This window comes from Janthinobacterium sp. GW823-FHT01H08 (assembly GCF_058797855.1).
This window is the reverse complement of the sequence record NZ_CM179504.1, coordinates 2,888,935-2,906,280: the sequence shown is the minus strand read 5'-3', so window position 1 is coordinate 2,906,280 and position 17,346 is coordinate 2,888,935. Positions and strand designations below refer to the sequence as shown.

Below are 17,346 nucleotides of genomic sequence, written 5' to 3'. Positions count from 1 at the left end.
GGGTAAGCAACTTAGGCGGCGCGGCCGAGCTGCAATGCTTCTGCTGGCACCTTGGCTGCCGGACGCTTGGCCCCCTTCAAGCCGCTGACACTGGCCTGCTGCCCATTCAATTTGAACACGCTGACCACCTGCGCCAGGTTGTGCGCCTGGTGCTGCATCGATTCGGCGGCGGCCGCCGATTCTTCCACCAGCGCCGCATTTTGCTGCGTCACAGCATCCATCTGGCCGATGGCCCGGTTGATCTCGTCGATGCCCACGCTTTGCTCGCTGCTGGCCGCCGTGATTTCCGTGATGATGTCGCTCACGCGCTGCACACTGTCGACGATGTCATTCATGGTCGAGCCGGCTTGCGCCACCAGCATGCTGCCCGCGTTGACTTGCTCCACGGATGCGCCGATCAGGGTCTTGATTTCTTTCGCGGCGCTGGCCGAACGCTGCGCCAGGTTGCGCACTTCCGAGGCCACCACGGCAAAGCCGCGGCCCTGCTCGCCGGCCCTGGCCGCTTCCACGGCCGCGTTCAGCGCCAGAATATTCGTCTGGAAGGCGATGCCGTCGATGACGGAAATGATGTCGACGATCTTGTTCGACGACGCGTTGATCGATTCCATCGTGCCCACCACTTGCGCCACGACTTCGCCGCCCTTGACGGCCACTTGCGCCGCCGAGGCCGCCAACTGGTTCGCCTGGCGCGCATTGTCCGCATTCTGCTTCACGGTGCTGGTCAATTCTTCCATCGAGGACGCCGTCTCTTCCAGGGAACCGGCCTGCTCTTCCGTGCGGGAAGACAGGTCCTGGTTGCCTGCGGCAATTTCCGTCGACGAGGTCGCGATGCTGTCCGTGCCCGTACGCACTTCGCTGACGATGTTGAGCAGGCTCGTGTTCATGTCCTTCAGCGCTTGCAGCAGTTGCCCCGTTTCATCCTTGGCGCTGGCGTCGATCTGCGCCGTCAAGTCGCCATCGGCCACCTTGCGGGCGATATCCACGGCCGTGCGCAGAGGACGCACGATGCCCATCGTCAGCAACCAGGCGCACACGACGCCAAAGCCCAGCGCCAGCACGGCCAGGGTCAGCAGCAAGTTGCGGCTCGTCTTGGCGACATCGTCGATCTCGCGCGCCGTCGTGTCGATGCTGGCGCGCTGGTGCTGCAGCATGTCGTTGACCACTTTCAGGTATTTCGTCGAACCGGGCACGAAGATACCCTGGAAAGCCTTCTCCGCTTCCGCTTCCTGTCCATCCGCCTTCAGCTTCGATACTTGCGCGCGTGAATCGAGGTAAACCTTGCGCTGTTCGCTCACCAGGCGGAACAGTTCCTTTTCTTCCGGGCTGGAAATCAAGGCTTCGATTTTCTTTTGCAGTTCGCCCGAGACGACGGACGACTGTTTCGCCTCTTCCGCAAAATACGCGCCCAAGGTCGTGTCGCTGCTGCGCGCGATGGCCGTGGTGCGGCGCACGCCGCTGTCGATCTTCGCGTACCAGTCGGAAATATAGCGTTCCTTCGCCAGCGGCAGTTCCATCATGGTGCGCGTGGCCGTGGCCACGTCGTGCAAACGCCACACGCTGATGCCCGTGATCAGCATGGAAAACAGCAAAATCACGGCAAAACCCAGGCCGAGGCGCACACCAATACTGACGTTTCTTAACAAATTCATGTGAATATCCTAAAAAAGCGGAACCAGACTATATAAAAGGGGGACAGCAGAAAGCGGCCGCACGGGGCGGCCGCGGCGGCATCAGCGTGTGCCGATGCGCAAGGTGGTTTGCGGCGCTGCCGGGCGTTTCAGCGCATGTGTGACACCGTTCGCACCGCTGGCCTGCTGGCCGTTGAGCTTGAACACGCTGACCACCTGCGCCAGGTTGTGCGCCTGGTGCTGCATCGATTCGGCGGCCGCCGCCGATTCTTCCACCAGCGCCGCATTTTGCTGCGTGACGGCATCCATCTGGCCGATGGCCCGGTTGATTTCGTCGATGCCCACGCTTTGCTCGCTGCTCGCCGCCGTGATTTCCGTGATGATGTCGCTCACGCGCTGCACGCTGTCGACGATATCGTTCATGGTCGAACCGGCCTGCGCCACCAGCATGCTGCCCGCGTTGACTTGCTCCACGGACGCGCCGATCAGGGTCTTGATCTCTTTCGCGGCGCTGGCCGAACGCTGGGCCAGGTTGCGCACTTCGGACGCCACCACGGCAAAGCCACGACCCTGTTCGCCTGCACGGGCCGCTTCCACGGCCGCATTCAGGGCCAGAATGTTCGTCTGGAAGGCGATGCCATCGATGACGGAAATGATGTCGACGATCTTGTTCGACGAAGCGTTGATCGACTCCATCGTGCCCACCACCTGCGCCACGACTTCGCCGCCCTTGACGGCCACTTGCGCCGCCGAGGCCGCCAACTGGTTCGCCTGGCGCGCATTGTCCGCATTCTGCTTCACGGTGGAAGTGAGCTCTTCCATCGACGACGCTGTTTCTTCCAGGGAACCGGCCTGCTCTTCCGTGCGGGAAGACAGGTCCTGGTTGCCGGCGGCAATCTGCGTCGAGGACGTGGCGATGCTGTCCGTGCCGCTGCGCACTTCGCCAACGATGTTGAGCAGGCTCGTGTTCATGTCCTTCAACGCCAGCAGCAATTGCCCCGTTTCATCCTTGGCGCTGGCGTCGATCTGCGCCGTCAAGTCGCCATCGGCCACCTTGCGGGCGATATCCACGGCCGTGCGCAGGGGGCGCACGATGCCCGTCGTCAAGACCCAGGCACAGACAACGCCAAAAGCCAGCGCCAGCGCGGCCAGCACCAGCATCAGATTGCGGCTGGTATTGGCGACGGCGTCGATCTCGCGCGCCGTCGTGTCGATGCTGGCGCGCTGGTGTTCCAGCAAGTCCTGCACCATCTTCTGGTACTTGGCGGCGGCAGGCACGAAGGTCTTTTCAAACACTTCATTGGCGGCATTGACCTGCGCTTCGCCCTTGAGCTTGTAGACCTGGTCGCGTGAACCGATATACACCTTGCGCTGTTCCAGCAAGCCCGCGAACATAGCTTTTTCCTCTGGCTTGTCGATCAGCGCCTCGATTTTCTTTTGCAGTTCGGCCGAGCTGGACGACGAGACTTTCGATTCTTCGGCGAAATAACCGCTGAGCGAGGTATCGCTGCTGCGGGCAATGGCGATGGTGCGGCGCACGGCGCTGTCGATGCGGCCATACCAGTCGGAAATATAGCGCTCCTTCGCCAGCGGCTGCTCCATCATGACGCGCGTGGCGCTGGCCACGTCGTGCAGGCGCCAGACGCTGATGCCCGTAATGAGCATGGAAAACAGCAAAATCACGGCAAAACCGAGTCCGAGGCGGACACCGATGCTGACGTTGCGTAATACATTCATGTGACTATCCTAAAAAGCCCTGATGCCAGCATGCCGCACGGCTGATGGCTTCCCTTTGGCGCGCTGGCTGGCGGCGGTGTCAAGGCGGGTGTAAAAGTGAAACTGAAGTGAAACTGGCGCACGGTTCGGCGGAACCGTGCGCCAGGAAATGCGCTAGCGTGCGCCTTGCAGAAAAACCAAGCAATGTCGAGAGTCAATTGTTTTTAAGAAACCCTCTCGGATTAGGATGTCGGGAAATGTTCAGGGGCAATGCAACGCCGTCCCGGACTTTTCCTGGCGGCCTAGGCTGCGAGTTTTTCGATCAGGCCCATGTCGGCGCTGGACATCAGCTGGTCGATATCGACCAGGATCAGCATGCGCTCGTCGATGGTACCCAGGCCGATCACGTATTCCGTGTTGATCGAACGGCCCATGTCCGGCGCCGGCTTGATCTGTTCCGGCATCAGGGTGGTGACGTCGGAAACGCGGTCGACGACCATGCCGACGACGCGGTTGCCGATATTGAGGATGATGACGACGGTAAACTGGTCATAGCTGGGCGTGCCCAGGTTGAACTTGATGCGCATGTCGACGATCGGCACGATGATGCCGCGCAGGTTGACCACGCCCTTGACGAACTCGGGGGCGTTGGCGATGCGGGTCGGCGTTTCATAGCTGCGGATTTCGCTGACTTTCTGGATGTCGATGCCATACTCTTCCTGGCCCAGGGTAAAGGCTAGGTACTCGGCAGCCTTGGCAACGGTGGCGCCAGTGTCGCTGGAATTGGTGTTCATGATGATCCTTTCGTTAACTCGCCTGGGGCGCAGTCAAGGCACGCTGCGCGCAACCTTGGATGTGACGCGCCATGCACGATGGAATGGCCGCCACTGCTATGTTTTTGCAAATACTTTCTCGCAATTAGCTTATGCTTCTAATTTCCGTGCGGCAATGTTACCCCATGTAAATTTTACATGCACTAAAAAAGAGCGGTCGTCTGATTTTGGCTTTTCAAAAATACAATTTATGTGGCGAATACGGCACGCCGCGGCGTCACGCTCCCCGCCGCACGGGGCGGCGTTTTATGCCACACTGGCGGCCCCCGCTTTTTATGATGGTGAACCATGCATTCTTTGCTTTCCCAATGGCAGCCACGCCTGCTGGCGCTGGCCTCGGCCGGCCTGGGCGATGACAGCGCCCACGACATCAACCACCTGCACCGCGTCTGGCGCAATGCCAGCGTTCTGCTGCAGGAATATGCGCAGGCCGACGCCCTCACCGTGATGGCTGCCTGCTATCTGCACGACCTGATCAACCTGCCGAAAAACCACCCCGAGCGCCATCTGGCCTCGCGCCAGGCGGCCGCGCTGGCTTGCCGCCAGCTGACGGAACTGGATTTTCCACCAGAAAAACTGGCCGGCGTGGGCCACGCCATCGAGACGCACAGTTTTTCCGCCAACTTGACGCCGCACACGATCGAAGCGCAGATCGTGCAGGATGCCGACCGTATCGACGCGCTGGGCGCCGTCGGACTGGCGCGCCTGTTCTACACGGCTGCGCGCATGGATAGCGCGCTGGCGCATGGCACGGATCCGCTGGCAGCGCATCGCCCGCTCGACGACAAGGCCTACGCACTCGACCATATCGTCACCAAGCTCGACAAGCTGCCCGGCAAGATGCAGACGGCGGCGGGCCGCGCGCTGGCCGAACAGCGCCTGGCCGTGCTGACGGATTTCCGCGCCGCCTTTGCCGACGAATGGGGAATGGGCGCATAAGCTTGGCGGCGATAGCCAGCAACGCGCATGCTGTCTATAATGCAAGCCTCAGCTATCGCGCCGCGCGTCAGCAGCATCCTGTCACGCGCCGGCGCGATGCCAACGCGCCGAAAGCATGCATGTCCGATAAAACCAGCCCCGACAGCCATTCCCCGTCCTCGCCCGCCGCGCCCGCGCGCGCCGGCAATCTCAATTTCATCCTCGTCTGCGTCTTCATCGACATGCTGGGCATCGGCCTGGTGGTGCCCGTGCTGCCCATCCTGATCGGCGACTTTGTCGACGGCAAGGATGCGCAGGCATTCTGGTACGGCATCATGGCGGCCGTCTTCGGCTTGCTGCAGTTCATCTTCATGCCCATGCTGGGCGCCATCAGCGACCGCGTGGGACGCCGTCCCGTGCTGCTGTACTCGATGGCCGGCATGGGCATCAACTTTCTCGCCACGGGCTGGGCGCCGAACCTGGCCTGCCTGTTCATCGGCCGCATCATCGGCGGCGTCTCGTCGGCCAGCATGTCGGTCGCGTCCGCCTACGCCTCCGATATTTCCACGCACGACAACCGTGCCAAGAGTTTCGGCAAGATCGGCGCCGCCTTCGGCCTGGGCTTCATCTGCGGGCCCATGCTGGGCGGCCTGCTGGGCGAGGTCAATCTGCGCCTGCCGTTTTACGTGGCGGCCGGCCTGTCGGCGGCCAATTTCCTCTACGGCTATTTCTGCGTGCCCGAATCGCTGCAGCCCGGTCCCCGCGCGCCCTTTACCTGGGCGCGCATCAACCCGTTTGCCGCCCTGCTGAAACTGGTGCGCCGCGTGGAGATCCGCGGTCTGGTACTGGCCTTCGGCCTGATGACGTTTGCGCAAATGATGCTCAACACCACGTGGGTGCTGTACACGCATTTCCGCTTCGACTGGACGCCGCGCCAGAACGGCATCGCCATGTTCTGCGTGGGCCTGTGCGCGGCCGTCGTGCAGGCGGGCTTGCTGGGCATCCTCATCAAGCGCTTCGGCGAAGTGCGTTTGTCCCTGCTGGGCATGGCCTCCGGCGCCCTCACCTACCTGCTGTACGGGCTGGCGACGCAGGGCTGGATGATGTATGCGCTGATCCTGTGCAACCTGCTGGCCTTTGCCGCCGGTCCGGCCCTGCAGGGCATCATCTCGAAATCATCGAACGCCGGCGAACAGGGTGAACTGATGGGCTCCCTGCAATCGATCAGCAGCCTGGGCATCATCATCATGCCTTTGCTCGGCAGCATGATCCTCGGCGAGGTGAGCCACTTGCCAGCACAGGACTGGCGCATCGGCAGCACCTTCTATCTGTGCGCCATCATGCAAACCCTGGGCATCGTGGTGGCCTGGCGCTACTTCCAGGCGCAGCGCCTGGCCAGACTTGCGGTTTCCACCACAAAGTAGTCGGCAGGATAATATTGCATTTGAGAAATAGATAGGCGAGAATGGGATAATCAAGCGGACGTTGCCGACGCCCGCGATTCGATGGTGAGCAAGGATGGGTATGACTGACTTTTATTCCAGCGCCTGGCGCCGGACCGTGGCCATGCTGGCGCTGGCGCTGCCGACCCTGGCGGGCGCGCAATGCTCGCGCGACATTCAGGTGCCCGTCTCGGCCATCGGCGCCAGCGTGGTGGTCAATGGCGCCGCCATCGGCGGCATCTACCCCGACTTGCTGCGCAGCATTGGCGCCAAGCTCGGCTGCAATTTCATCTTCACGGCCGTGCCCCGTGCGCGCCTGGAGGCGATGTTCGAGGCGGGCAAGGCCGATATGCTGATTCCCGCCAGCAGCACGCCGCGGCGCGACCAGCACGGCCTGTTCATCCCCTTGATGGGCAGCCGGCCCCTGCTGATCTCGCTGCAGGGCACGCGCGCGCCCATCAACACCATGCAGGAACTGATCGAGCGGCGCGACTTGCGCGTGGCGCTCGTGCGCGGCTACGACTATGGCGCCTCTTACCAGGCGCTGGCCAAGGAATTGAGCAGCCAGGGCCGCCTGTTCTACGAGGTCGATGCGCTGTCCGTGGCGCGCCTGATGCAAAGCGGCTTCATCGACGCCACCATCATGAGCCCCACCATCCTGGCCGGCGTGGCGCAAAACGATGCGCGCGTGTACGGCCTGGCCGACCGCCTGCGCCTGGAAGCCTTGCCGGAATTGCCGTGGGGCATGAGCGGCGTCTACCTGTCGCGCAAGTCGCTGACGGCGGATGACCAGGCGGCCCTGCGCGAACTGCTGGAAAAAGCCAGCCGCTCGGGCACCCTGATGGAAGGCTTCCAGCGCCATCACCGCCAGGAACTGTTGTCGCAGAGCATACGCCCGCGCTAAGGCCTGCATGTCCGGTTTCGTCGTCGCCGTCGTCCTGTTTGCCGCCCTGCTGCATGCCAGCTGGAATGCCATCGTCAAGTCGGGCAAGGATACTTTCCTCACCACCGTGCTCGTCTCCGCTGGCGCGGCCCTGATCTCACTGGCAATCCTGCCCTTCGTCGATGCTCCCGCGCCCGCCAGCTGGCCCTACCTGGCCGCCTCGGCCGTGGCGCAGCTCGCCTATTATTCTCTGCTGGCGGCCGCCTACAAGGCGGGCGACATGAGCCACGCCTACCCGCTGATGCGCGGCAGCGCCCCGCTGATCGTGGCGCTGGCCAGCTGGCCGCTGATCGGCGAGCGCCTGTCTTCCATGCAAGTGGGCGCCATCGCCTGCATCTGCGCGGGCATCCTCGGCCTGTATATTGCCGCGCGCCGGCCAGTCACGGCCATCGCCGGGAAAAACACGGGACGCGCCACCGCCTTTGCGCTGGGCAACGCCTGCGTCATCGCCAGCTATACCCTGATCGACGGCATCGGCGTGCGCCTGTCCGGCGCGCCGGCCGCCTACACCATGTGGATTTTCGTCTTGAACGGAACCGGGCTGCTGCTGTGGACGGTGCTGCGCCGCCGCGCCGGCCTGCTTGCTTATGCGCAAACGCAATGGCGTTTGGCCGCCTTCGGCGGTTTCGGCACCCTGGCCTCGTATGGCCTGGCCCTGTGGGCCATGACGCAGGCGCCCGTAGCCGCCATCGCGGCCCTGCGCGAAACGTCGATCCTGTTCGCCATCGCCATTGCGGCCCTGTTCCTGCGCGAAAAAATCAGCCCCCGCCGCTATGTGGCCATCGGCCTGATCGCGGCGGGAGCGGTCTTGATGCGCATCGCCTAGCGGGCGTCGAGCGGCGCAATCGGCAATTCGATCGCGCTGGCCGCCCCTGCCGCGTGGTACACGCGCTGCGTCGCCTTCTTGTAATCGCCTGGCTGGGCCAGGAAGATATTCGGCACGTAGTTTTGCGGGTTGCGGTCGTACAGCGGGAACCAGCTCGACTGTACTTGCACGGCAATACGGTGACCGGGCAGGAAGACGTGATTCGCGTTCGGCAAGGCGAAGCGGTAGCGCTCCACTTTGCCCGCCGGTATCGGCGTCGGGTGCTCGAAGCTGTCGCGGTAGCGCCCGCGGAAGATATCCATGGCCACGCCCAGCTGGTAGCCGCCCATGGCCGGCTGCGACGGTACTTCGTCCGGATACACGTCGATCAGTTTCACCACCCAGTCGGCATCCGTGCCGCTGGTGGCCGCGAACAGGTTGACCATCGGCGCGCCGGCGATGCGCACGGCCGTTTTCAACGGTTCCGAAACATAGCTGAGCACGTCCGTGCGGTCCGCATAGCCGCGCTGGTCGCTGACCAGCCATGGCTTCCACACGTCGGCATCGGCGAGGCGCACGGGACGGGGCACGAAAGGTACGGGTTTGGCGGGATCGGCCACGTATTCGTCGAACGCGCCTTGCGCCGCATCCGCAGCGCCCGATGGCGCCGCAAAACCCAGCCTGGAACCGTCCTGCAGGTAGATCGGCGTCAGCTTGGTGTCGCAGGTCTCGCAGGCCAGCGGCCACTGCTGCAGGCGCTGCCACTGGTTGGTGCCGCTCTGGTAGGACACGACGGGCGCCGTGTTCGCTTCCGGCGCACCATCCTTCAGGTATTGATTGAGGAATGGCTGCATGACTTTTTCGCGGAACTGGCGCGCGGTATCGCCGTCAAACTTCAGGGCGCCCAGGCTGGAACCGTCATAGTTGACGCCGCTGTGACGCCACGGGCCGATGGCCAGGTAATTGAGGTTGTTGTGCTTGTCGCGCCCTTCCATCGCCGCGTAGGTGGCGTAGGGGCCATAGATGTCTTCCTGGTCCCACTGCCCCACCACGTGCATGGTGGGCACGATCAGCGGACGCTTGGCCAGGATTTTATCGAGCGCCTGTTCTTGCCAGTAACTGTCGTAAGCCGGATGCTCGAACAGCTTTTTCGTATAGGTCAGCTTGTCGATGCCAAATTTCTTCGCGAAATCACCGGCCGAGCCGATGCGCAGATACGCGTCGTAGTCGTCGTAGACGCCCAGCACGGGCGCCTCACCGCTGCCGCGCACGCTCGTTTGCCACGCCAGGTAAGACAAGCTCGGCATGCGGAAGGCGCCGTTATGGAACCAGTCGTCGCCGCGCCAGCCGTCGACCATGGCGCTCATGGGAATGGCCACCTTCAGCGCCGGATGCGGATCGACCAGGGCCATCAGCACCGTATGGCCCTCGTACGAGGAACCGAGCATGCCCACCTTGCCATTGCTTTCCGGTACATTTTTCACCAGCCAATCGATGGTGTCCCACGCATCGGTCACGTTGTCGACCTTGGTATTGTTCAGCGGGCCGCGCACGGGGCGCGTCATCACGTAATCGCCTTCCGAGCCATGCTTGCCGCGCACGTCCTGGAACACGCGGATGTAGCCGTTTTCCACCAGGGTATCGTCGCCCTGCGGCAAGGTGGCCAGCATGCTGGCGCTGGTGGCGCGCTGGGCGCGGCGCGCCGCGTTGTACGGCGTGCGCGTGAGCATGATGGGCGCCCGCTTGGCGTCTTTCGGCACGACGATCACCGTGTACAGCTTGACGCCGTCGCGCATGGGGATCATCACCACGCGCTTGACGTAATCATTCATATCGGGCAGCACCAGCTTGGCGCCGATATCGGGCGTCATCGGCGGCGTTTGCGCCATCGCCGGTACTGCAAACAAGGAACTGATAACAAAAGCCAGGCCGGTGAGCCGGACGGGGGACGACACGCGCATACTGTTCTCCAATGATTCATGCCACGCAAAAGTGGCCGAATGGCAATAGTACCCGGAAAGCAAGTTCCACAATAGGCTAGCCTCTGACGCAGCGCAGCAGATATATGGGCACGCAACTTGACAGAACGCGCCCGAACTGCAACCATAACGCCATGAAATTTATCCCGTCACAACACGCCTGCTTGAATTGGTGGTCCCGCTCACTTTCGCGCGGCCACTCTATAGTGATGTGAATTTGATCCACGCCGCCTCGATCGGTGGCGTAACAGGCTCAGCCTGGATCATCCCCGATGCAGGCGGCTCAAAAGGAAACTTGATGAGCTTGCCTAACACCCCAGATACCCAAGACCAGAACGACGCACCGGCAGCACCGCTGTCGCCCGCTGCCATCGCTTCGCAATCCGTGATCCTGACGGGCGACCGCCCGACCGGCCCCCTGCACCTGGGTCACTACGTGGGCAGCCTGCGCGACCGCGTCCGCTACCAGAACAACTACAAGCAATTCATCATGCTGGCCGACGCGCAAGCGCTGACGGACAATATGGAAGACATCGACAAGGTGCACCGCAACGTCGTCGAAGTGGCGCTCGACTACCTGGCCGTCGGCATCGACCCGAGCAAGACCACGGTCTTCATCCAGTCGCAGATCCCGGAACTGGCCGAGCTGACCTTTTACTACCTGAACATCGTCACCGTGGCGCGCCTCGAGCGCAATCCCACCGTCAAGGAAGAAATCCGCCTGCGCGGCTTCGAGCGCGACATTCCAGCCGGTTTCTTGACCTACCCGGCCAGCCAGGCGGCCGACATCACGGCATTCAAGGCGGGCGTGGTGCCCGTGGGCGAAGACCAGATCCCGATGATCGAGCAAACGAATGAAATCGTGCGCCGTTTCAACCGCATGTACAACCGCGAAGTGCTGATGGAATGCAAGGCGCTGGTGCCGGACATCGGCCGCCTGCCCGGCATCGACGGCAAGGCGAAGATGAGCAAGTCGCTGGGCAACACCATCAACCTGGGCGCGACCCCGGCCGAAATCACGGCTGCCGTGAAAAAAGTCTACACCGACCCGCTGCACCTGCGCGTGGAAGACCCGGGCCACCTGGAAGGCAACATCGCGTTTACCTATCTGGACGCCTTCGATCCGGAAAAAGCCGCGCTGGCCGAAATGAAAGCCCATTACGTGCGCGGCGGCCTGGGCGACAGCATCGTCAAGAAGCGCCTGGATGTGGTCTTGCAGGAAATGCTGGCGCCGATCCGCGCCCGCCGCGAAGAGTTCGCCAAGGACAAGGGACAAGTCATCCAGATGCTCAAGGAAGGCACCTTCAAGGCGCGCGAAGTGGCGGCCCGCACGGCCGACGAAGTCAAGTCGGCGCTGGGCCTCAACTACTTCTGATCGCCAGCAGCAATAGCAAACTGATATAGCAAACTGATGCGCTCAGGCGGAGTCGGGTAAAATCCCGCTTCCGCCTGGGCGCAATTCGTTTGTCACCGTGGCACCAGCAATCCGTAGAGAAGACAACGCGCCATGACCGAGACCCCTATCGAACAGCTGCTGCAGCAGCATTTTTCCATCGATGCGCTGCAACAGGAGCCTGCGCCCCTGCAGCAGGCGCTGCGCATGCTGGGCGGCTGGCTGGCCGCCGAACGCGCCGAACCGTATCCGCACACGCCGTACGCGGAATTGCTGACGCAGCTGTCCGACACTTGCCTGCCCGCGCATGGCATGCCCGTGGCGCAATTCCTGCAGGAGCTCGACACCACCGTGCTGGCCAATACGGCCCAGCTGAACCATCCGCAATACATCGGCCACATGACGCAGGCCTTGCCCTGGATCAGCGTGCTGGCCGAAGCGTTTACGGCCACCCTTAACCAGAACCAGGTCAAGATCGAGACGGCGTACGTATCGACCCTGATCGAAAAGCAGATCCTGGGCTGGCTGCACCGCCAGGTCTACCAGCAGCCGGACGCCGTCTATGCGCAGGCGATGGCCGCCACCAGCGGCGCGCTGGGCAATGTCGTCAATGGCGGCACCATGGGCAACCTGACGGCGCTGGCCGTGGCGCTGGAAAAACAATTGCCCGGCACGCGCAAGCGCGGTTTGTTTGCCGCCATGCAAGAATCCGGCTACGCGGGACTGGCCGTGATCGGTTCGGCCCGCAGCCATTATTCCGTGAAAAAGGCGCTGGCGACCCTGGGCCTCGGCGAAAACGCCCTGCACCTGGTGGCCGTCGACCGCGACAACCGCATCGACGTCACCGCGCTGGAAGCGACGATTGCCGACTTGAAATTGCGCAATATCAAGGTCGTCGCCATGATCGGCATCGCCGGCACGACGGAAACGGGCGCCATCGACCCGCTGGCCGCCATGGCGGCGATTGCCGCGCGGGAAGGCATCTGGTTCCACGTGGATGCGGCCTGGGGCGGGGCCCTGCTGATCGCGGAACAGTACCGCCCGCTGTACGACGGCATCGCCCTGGCCGACTCCGTCGTCATCGACGGGCATAAATTGCTGTGGGTGCCGATGGCACAAAGCATGGTGCTGTTCAAGGATGGCGCCAGCCTGAACCTGCTGAAGCACAACGCCAACTACATCTTGCGCGACAATTCGGGCGACCTGGGCCAGACCTCGCTGGAAGGCTCGCGCCGCTTCGACGCCTTGAAACTGTGGACCTCGTTCAAGGTGCTGGGCGTGTCCGGCTACACGACCTTGCTGCAGCAGGCGGCCACCCTGTCCGGCCAGTTGCAGGACTTGTTGGCCGACCAGCAGGATTTCGAACTCGTCACGCGCTCCGACACCTTCATTCTCACCTACCGCTACGTGCCCGCGCCCTTGCGCCAGCGCATGGACAGCCTGCTGGCCGGCGGACAGGTCGAGGCGGCGACCGAGCTGAACAAGCAACTGAACACCTTGAACGCCAAGCTGCAAAACCGCCAAAAGGCGCAAGGCCACAGTTTTGTGTCGCGCACGGTCCTGGAATCGACGCGCTACCCTGGCCCGACGAATGTATTGCGCGTGGTCATGACGAATGTCAAGACGCGCCCCCACCACCTGCGCGCCATTTTGGCCGAACAGCGGGCCATCGGCCAGGCGCTGGTGGCGGAACTGGGCCTGTAAGAAACACCCACCCATCGCCCATGACTGGATGACCGATGCACCGCCTGAGCGCCCTCACCGATCTGCTGCAGCATCTGTTGAAATGGCTGCTGCTGGCCTTTGTCGTGGCCGTGCTGGCTGGCACCGCCTCGGCCGGTTTCCTGTTCGCCCTTGAATGGGCAACTGCGACGCGCTTGGCGCGCGCCTGGCTGATCTGGCTGCTGCCCGTGGCGGGCTTTGCCGTCAGCTGGCTGTATCTGCGCTACGGCAGCAGTGTCGAGGGCGGCGCGAACCTGCTCATCGATGAAATCCACGATCCGAAAAAAATCATTCCGCTGCGCATGGCGCCGCTGGTGCTGGGCGCCACCGTCATCTCGCATCTGTTCGGCGCCTCCGTCGGACGCGAAGGCACGGCCGTGCAGATGGGCGGCGCGCTGGCCGACCAGCTCACGCGCATGTTTCGCCTGAACAATGAAGACCGCCGCATCATCCTGATGGCCGGCATCAGCGCCGGCTTTGCCTCCGTCTTCGGCACGCCGCTGGCGGGCGCCATCTTCGGTCTGGAAGTGCTGGCCATCGGCCGCTTGCGCTACGAAGCCATGCTGCCCTGCCTGGCCGCCGCCGTCATCGCCGACCAGGTAGGCTTGCTGTGGGGCGTTCAGCATACGCATTACGCCGTGCCCTTGATCCCCGCCCTCTCCGCCTGGACTTTATCCGCCATGGTGGTCGCGGGCGTGCTGTTCGGCGTGACCGGTAAACTGTTTGCGCAAGCCACGCACGGCTTGAGCGGCTTGATGAAGCGCAAAATTGCCTACGCCCCGCTGCGCCCGCTGATAGGCGGCCTCGCCGTCGCCGTCGCCGTGTGGCTGCTGGGCACCGACAAATATATCGGCCTGGGCATCCCCACCATCGTCGACGCCCTGAAGGAACCGCTGCCCGCCTGGGATTTCCTCGGCAAGATGGCGTTTACCATCGTCTCGCTGGGCACCGGTTTCAAGGGCGGTGAAGTCACGCCATTGTTCTTCATCGGCGCGACCCTGGGCAATGCGCTGGGGCCGCTGCTGCACCAGCCCTTCGCTCTGCTGGCCGCCATCGGCTTCGTCGCCGTGTTCGCGGGCGCCGCCAACACGCCGATCGCCTCGACCCTGATGGCGATGGAGCTGTTCGGCGCCGAGATCGGCGTGTACGCAGCCATCGCCTGCGTCGTGGCCTACCTGTTTTCCGGCCACGCTGGCATTTACCGGGCGCAGCGCGGCGGCCATGCCAAGCGCAGCGCCCGCAAGGAGCTTGAACCATGACACAAAATATCTACGACAACGACGCCTTTTTCACGGCCTACAGCCAGCTGCCCCGCTCCATCGGCGGCCTCGACAGCGCGCCCGAATGGCCGGCCCTGCGCGCCATGCTGCCAGACGTGCAAGGCAAGCAAGTACTTGACCTGGGTTGCGGCTATGGCTGGTTCTGCCGCTGGGCGGCAGAACAGGGCGCGGCGCGGGTATTGGGCGTGGACGTGTCGGAAAAGATGCTGGCGCAGGCGGGCGGCATGGGAGAACATGCGGCTGTCAGCTATGCCCGGCTTGATCTGGAACAACTGGCCTTGCCGCCAGCCGGCTACGACCTGATCTATAGCTCGCTGGCCTTCCACTACATCGCGGATTTCGCCACCTTGCTGGCCGCCATCCGCCACGGCTTGAAGCCGGGCGGCAAGCTGGTGTTTTCCATCGAGCACCCGATCTTCATGGCGCCGCGCCAGCCGGGCTGGCTGACGGATGGACAGGGCCGCAAGCGCTGGCCCGTCGACAGCTACCACCAGCAAGGTCCGCGCGTGTCGGACTGGCTGGCGCCCGGCGTGATCAAGCAGCACCGCACTCTGGGCACGACCATCAATGCGCTGCTGCGGGCAGGTTTCCAGCTGGAACACGTGGAAGAATGGGGGCCGACAGATGCGCAGGTGGCGCAGCAGCCGGCCCTGGCGGAAGAGCGCGAGCGGCCGATGCTGCTGCTGGTGGGCTGCAGCCTGCGCTAGTCCCTGGCCCGCTCGAACAATTTGCCCGCCAGCTCCTCGATATCGTCGCGCATGGCCAGCGCATCCAGCCATAGCGGGGGAATCGCCTGGGCGCCATAATAGGCGCCGGCAAGCTGGCCGACGATGGCGCCGGTCGTATCGGCATCTTCGCCCAGATTGACAGCGCGCAATACCGCCGCTTCCAGTGAGTCGGTATGGAAGAAGCACCAGAGCGCCGCTTCCAGCGATTCCACGCAATAACCGGTGCCGCGTATCTGTTGCTCCGTTTTGGCGAGGAAACTGCCGCTGGCCAGCTCAACCAGCTTCGGTTCCGCAGGCCGGAACGCGATACTGTCCAGCAGCGCGTCTTTCGCCGTGCCGGCCAGCGCGCTGCACAGCAAGGCGGCGAGCAGCTGGCAGCTTTCGACGGCTTCCGGCGCCGCGTGGGTGGTGCGGGAACTGTCGGCAGCGCAGGCCATGGCCGCTTCGGCATCGGGATAGGCAAACAGCACGACGGGGACCAGGCGCATGAGCGACCCATTGCCCGCCGTGTCAGGCGCGGCGGAGCCGCTCCAGGGATTGCCCGTCTCCTGGAAACTGGCCAGCGCGCTCCTTACCGTGCCACCGATATCGAAGCAGGTGCCGGTGGAACTCAGGTAGCCCCATTGCCACCAGTTCAAGTACCGCACCATCTGGTCCGCCGCATCGAACGCCCCTTTCTGGACCAGGCTTTCGGCCAGGCACAGCGCCATCGACGTATCGTCGGTCCATTGTCCCGGCTGCAAGCCGAACGGACCGCCACCAGTCATGCCCGTCACCGGCGCAAAGCTGCCGCGCGGAGAAAATTCCACTGTGGTACCGACGGCATCGCCGCAGGCAAGTCCCAGCAAGGCGCCCAGATAGCGCTTGTGTAAGGTTGGTTTGTGCAAAGTTGACGTCATCATGATTCTCCGTGGATTCCTGGCGGGCCACACTCATCCGGTTTCCGCCACGAGCACGAGGTGCCACGCTGCGCCTGCAGGCACTGGCCATCGCGCCATAAGATCAGGCCTCCGTACGCCGCAGCGCCGCTCCGCCATGCAGGGCCAGCGGCATGGCCCTGGCCCAGCGGTTAGACGACAGCGAAAACGTCAGTGCGCGCACCTGGTGATACCAGCCGGCGGGCACGTACAGCATGTCGCCCGGCTCGACGAGGCATTCGATCATGGTGGCCTGGCTTGCTAAGGGGAAGCGCTGGAAATCGGGCGCTTCCGGGTCGAAGGGCGAGCCGAACAGGATGGCGTTCGCTTCGCTGGGATACAGGAAGGCGTCGTGGTGCGGCGGCGACAGGAAGATGCGCTTGCGGCCCCACACTTGCGCGAAAATATTATCGTCGTAATCGCAATGCAATGGCGTCACCGTGCCGGCCGGCCCCACCCAGAAGCGCGGCGGGCCCATCTTGTCGAAATACGTGGGCCAGTGGCACAGGCGGTTCAGCTCGCGCAATTCCAAGTTGCCCAGGTACGGCGGCAACGCGTGCGCCCCTTCTTCCACCAGGTCCAGATATTGCCCCATCGACATGTCTTGCATGGCACGGTCGGCCGCGAACGCCGTATTGATATAGTCGCCCACCCGCGCGCGCACGGGCACGTGGCTGAACCGTTCGCGCAAGACCTCTGGCCCCAATGCCGACAAAGGCCAGCGCCGCACCAGCCCGCGCATCAGGAAGGGCAAGCCCAGCGCGGCGCGCGCGCGGAAGGCGGCGGCGTCCAGCATGGCCAGGCGCGGTACTTCGGTAATGGCGGGCAAGTCCCGCGCCGCCCGCTTGATGGCCTCGCGCATGGCGTCGATGGACGTGACGCCGCGCACCTGCGCATCCTTGTCTTCGCGCGCCAGCTTGCGTGCCAGGGCCGCTTCGGGCGAGCTGAATTCGGCTGGCGGCCGGGGCGGCAGCGCGCGCGGCGCGATGGGGGCAGCCGCAAGCGGGAGCGGCACTTCTTTTTCTACGGACATAAACCTTCT

At 63.6% G+C, this 17,346-nt stretch carries 14 protein-coding genes; 8 read left to right on the top strand and 6 right to left on the bottom strand.

Annotated elements, in window-relative coordinates; all coding sequences use genetic code 11:
* Positions 1-11 precede the first annotated feature (11 nt).
* The 3 genes from AC3RCG_RS13090 to AC3RCG_RS13080 form a co-directional block, all read right to left on the bottom strand.
* Positions 12-1,649, bottom strand: a complete 1,638-nt coding sequence (locus AC3RCG_RS13090) for a methyl-accepting chemotaxis protein (RefSeq protein WP_230505591.1) — start codon at positions 1,647-1,649, stop codon at positions 12-14.
* Between the two features lie 81 nt (positions 1,650-1,730).
* A complete protein-coding gene (locus AC3RCG_RS13085; protein ID WP_492404827.1) occupies positions 1,731-3,365 on the bottom strand; it encodes a methyl-accepting chemotaxis protein in 1,635 nt (544 codons plus the stop codon).
* A gap of 281 nt (positions 3,366-3,646) precedes the next feature.
* On the bottom strand, positions 3,647-4,138 hold the full coding sequence (locus AC3RCG_RS13080) for a chemotaxis protein CheW (RefSeq protein ID WP_034752308.1): 492 nt from the start codon (positions 4,136-4,138) through the stop codon (positions 3,647-3,649).
* 327 nt (positions 4,139-4,465) lie between these two features.
* Between AC3RCG_RS13080 and AC3RCG_RS13075 the strand changes: the two genes are divergently transcribed.
* The 4 genes from AC3RCG_RS13075 to AC3RCG_RS13060 all read left to right on the top strand — a co-directional run bounded on the left by AC3RCG_RS13075 (position 4,466) and on the right by AC3RCG_RS13060 (position 8,306).
* On the top strand, positions 4,466-5,116 hold the full coding sequence (locus AC3RCG_RS13075; RefSeq protein WP_230505588.1) for an HD domain-containing protein: 651 nt from the start codon (positions 4,466-4,468) through the stop codon (positions 5,114-5,116).
* 119 nt (positions 5,117-5,235) lie between these two features.
* A complete protein-coding gene (locus AC3RCG_RS13070) occupies positions 5,236-6,519 on the top strand; it encodes a TCR/Tet family MFS transporter (protein WP_070311825.1) in 1,284 nt (427 codons plus the stop codon).
* 100 nt (positions 6,520-6,619) lie between these two features.
* Positions 6,620-7,441, top strand: coding sequence for a substrate-binding periplasmic protein (locus AC3RCG_RS13065; RefSeq protein WP_492404824.1), 822 nt, complete (start codon positions 6,620-6,622; stop codon positions 7,439-7,441).
* A 7-nt stretch (positions 7,442-7,448) separates the two neighbouring features.
* Positions 7,449-8,306: an EamA family transporter gene (locus AC3RCG_RS13060; RefSeq protein ID WP_492404822.1), complete on the top strand. Its 858-nt coding sequence runs from the start codon at positions 7,449-7,451 to the stop codon at positions 8,304-8,306.
* On the opposite strand, the gene AC3RCG_RS13055 is transcribed toward AC3RCG_RS13060, so the two are convergent.
* A complete protein-coding gene (locus AC3RCG_RS13055; protein WP_492404820.1) occupies positions 8,303-10,246 on the bottom strand; it encodes a CocE/NonD family hydrolase in 1,944 nt (647 codons plus the stop codon). The two genes, AC3RCG_RS13060 and AC3RCG_RS13055, sit on opposite strands and share 4 nt — an antisense overlap.
* 316 nt (positions 10,247-10,562) lie before the next feature.
* On the opposite strand from AC3RCG_RS13055, the gene trpS reads away from it, so the two are divergent.
* From trpS to AC3RCG_RS13035, 4 genes are all read left to right on the top strand, one after another.
* The gene (trpS, locus tag AC3RCG_RS13050; protein ID WP_230505584.1) at positions 10,563-11,639 is read left to right on the top strand and encodes a tryptophan--tRNA ligase; all 1,077 of its coding nucleotides are present in this window, start codon (positions 10,563-10,565) and stop codon (positions 11,637-11,639) included.
* 132 nt (positions 11,640-11,771) lie between these two features.
* Positions 11,772-13,361 (top strand): pyridoxal-dependent decarboxylase, encoded by a 1,590-nt coding sequence (locus AC3RCG_RS13045; RefSeq protein ID WP_492404818.1) that lies wholly within the window; start codon positions 11,772-11,774, stop codon positions 13,359-13,361.
* 35 nt (positions 13,362-13,396) lie between these two features.
* Complete coding sequence (locus AC3RCG_RS13040) at positions 13,397-14,638, top strand: voltage-gated chloride channel family protein (protein WP_492404816.1); 1,242 nt, start codon at positions 13,397-13,399, stop codon at positions 14,636-14,638.
* Positions 14,635-15,366: a class I SAM-dependent methyltransferase gene (locus AC3RCG_RS13035; RefSeq protein WP_492404814.1), complete on the top strand. Its 732-nt coding sequence runs from the start codon at positions 14,635-14,637 to the stop codon at positions 15,364-15,366. The genes AC3RCG_RS13040 and AC3RCG_RS13035 overlap by 4 nt, the downstream gene beginning before the upstream one ends.
* Here the strand turns inward: AC3RCG_RS13035 and AC3RCG_RS13030 are convergent.
* On the bottom strand, positions 15,363-16,289 hold the full coding sequence (locus tag AC3RCG_RS13030; protein ID WP_492404812.1) for an ADP-ribosylglycohydrolase family protein: 927 nt from the start codon (positions 16,287-16,289) through the stop codon (positions 15,363-15,365). The genes AC3RCG_RS13035 and AC3RCG_RS13030 overlap by 4 nt on opposite strands.
* A 100-nt stretch (positions 16,290-16,389) precedes the next feature.
* Positions 16,390-17,337: a cupin-like domain-containing protein gene (locus tag AC3RCG_RS13025; protein WP_492404810.1), complete on the bottom strand. Its 948-nt coding sequence runs from the start codon at positions 17,335-17,337 to the stop codon at positions 16,390-16,392.
* Between the last annotated feature and the right edge of the window lie 9 nt (positions 17,338-17,346).

What these genes read in the sequence shown, in the direction of transcription:
- AC3RCG_RS13035 (WP_492404814.1), top strand. Translation starts at nt 14,635, where the DNA reads ATGACACAAAATATCTACGACAACGACGCCTTTTTCACGGCCTACAGC.
- AC3RCG_RS13075 (WP_230505588.1), top strand. Translation starts at nt 4,466, where the DNA reads ATGCATTCTTTGCTTTCCCAATGGCAGCCACGCCTGCTGGCGCTGGCC.
- AC3RCG_RS13070 (WP_070311825.1), top strand. Translation starts at nt 5,236, where the DNA reads ATGTCCGATAAAACCAGCCCCGACAGCCATTCCCCGTCCTCGCCCGCC.
- AC3RCG_RS13055 (WP_492404820.1), bottom strand. Translation starts at nt 10,246, where the DNA reads ATGCGCGTGTCGTCCCCCGTCCGGCTCACCGGCCTGGCTTTTGTTATC.
- AC3RCG_RS13045 (WP_492404818.1), top strand. Translation starts at nt 11,772, where the DNA reads ATGACCGAGACCCCTATCGAACAGCTGCTGCAGCAGCATTTTTCCATC.
- trpS (WP_230505584.1), top strand. Translation starts at nt 10,563, where the DNA reads ATGAGCTTGCCTAACACCCCAGATACCCAAGACCAGAACGACGCACCG.
- AC3RCG_RS13065 (WP_492404824.1), top strand. Translation starts at nt 6,620, where the DNA reads ATGACTGACTTTTATTCCAGCGCCTGGCGCCGGACCGTGGCCATGCTG.
- AC3RCG_RS13060 (WP_492404822.1), top strand. Translation starts at nt 7,449, where the DNA reads ATGTCCGGTTTCGTCGTCGCCGTCGTCCTGTTTGCCGCCCTGCTGCAT.
- AC3RCG_RS13080 (WP_034752308.1), bottom strand. Translation starts at nt 4,138, where the DNA reads ATGAACACCAATTCCAGCGACACTGGCGCCACCGTTGCCAAGGCTGCC.
- AC3RCG_RS13030 (WP_492404812.1), bottom strand. Translation starts at nt 16,289, where the DNA reads ATGATGACGTCAACTTTGCACAAACCAACCTTACACAAGCGCTATCTG.
- AC3RCG_RS13085 (WP_492404827.1), bottom strand. Translation starts at nt 3,365, where the DNA reads ATGAATGTATTACGCAACGTCAGCATCGGTGTCCGCCTCGGACTCGGT.
- AC3RCG_RS13090 (WP_230505591.1), bottom strand. Translation starts at nt 1,649, where the DNA reads ATGAATTTGTTAAGAAACGTCAGTATTGGTGTGCGCCTCGGCCTGGGT.
- AC3RCG_RS13040 (WP_492404816.1), top strand. Translation starts at nt 13,397, where the DNA reads ATGCACCGCCTGAGCGCCCTCACCGATCTGCTGCAGCATCTGTTGAAA.
- AC3RCG_RS13025 (WP_492404810.1), bottom strand. Translation starts at nt 17,337, where the DNA reads ATGTCCGTAGAAAAAGAAGTGCCGCTCCCGCTTGCGGCTGCCCCCATC.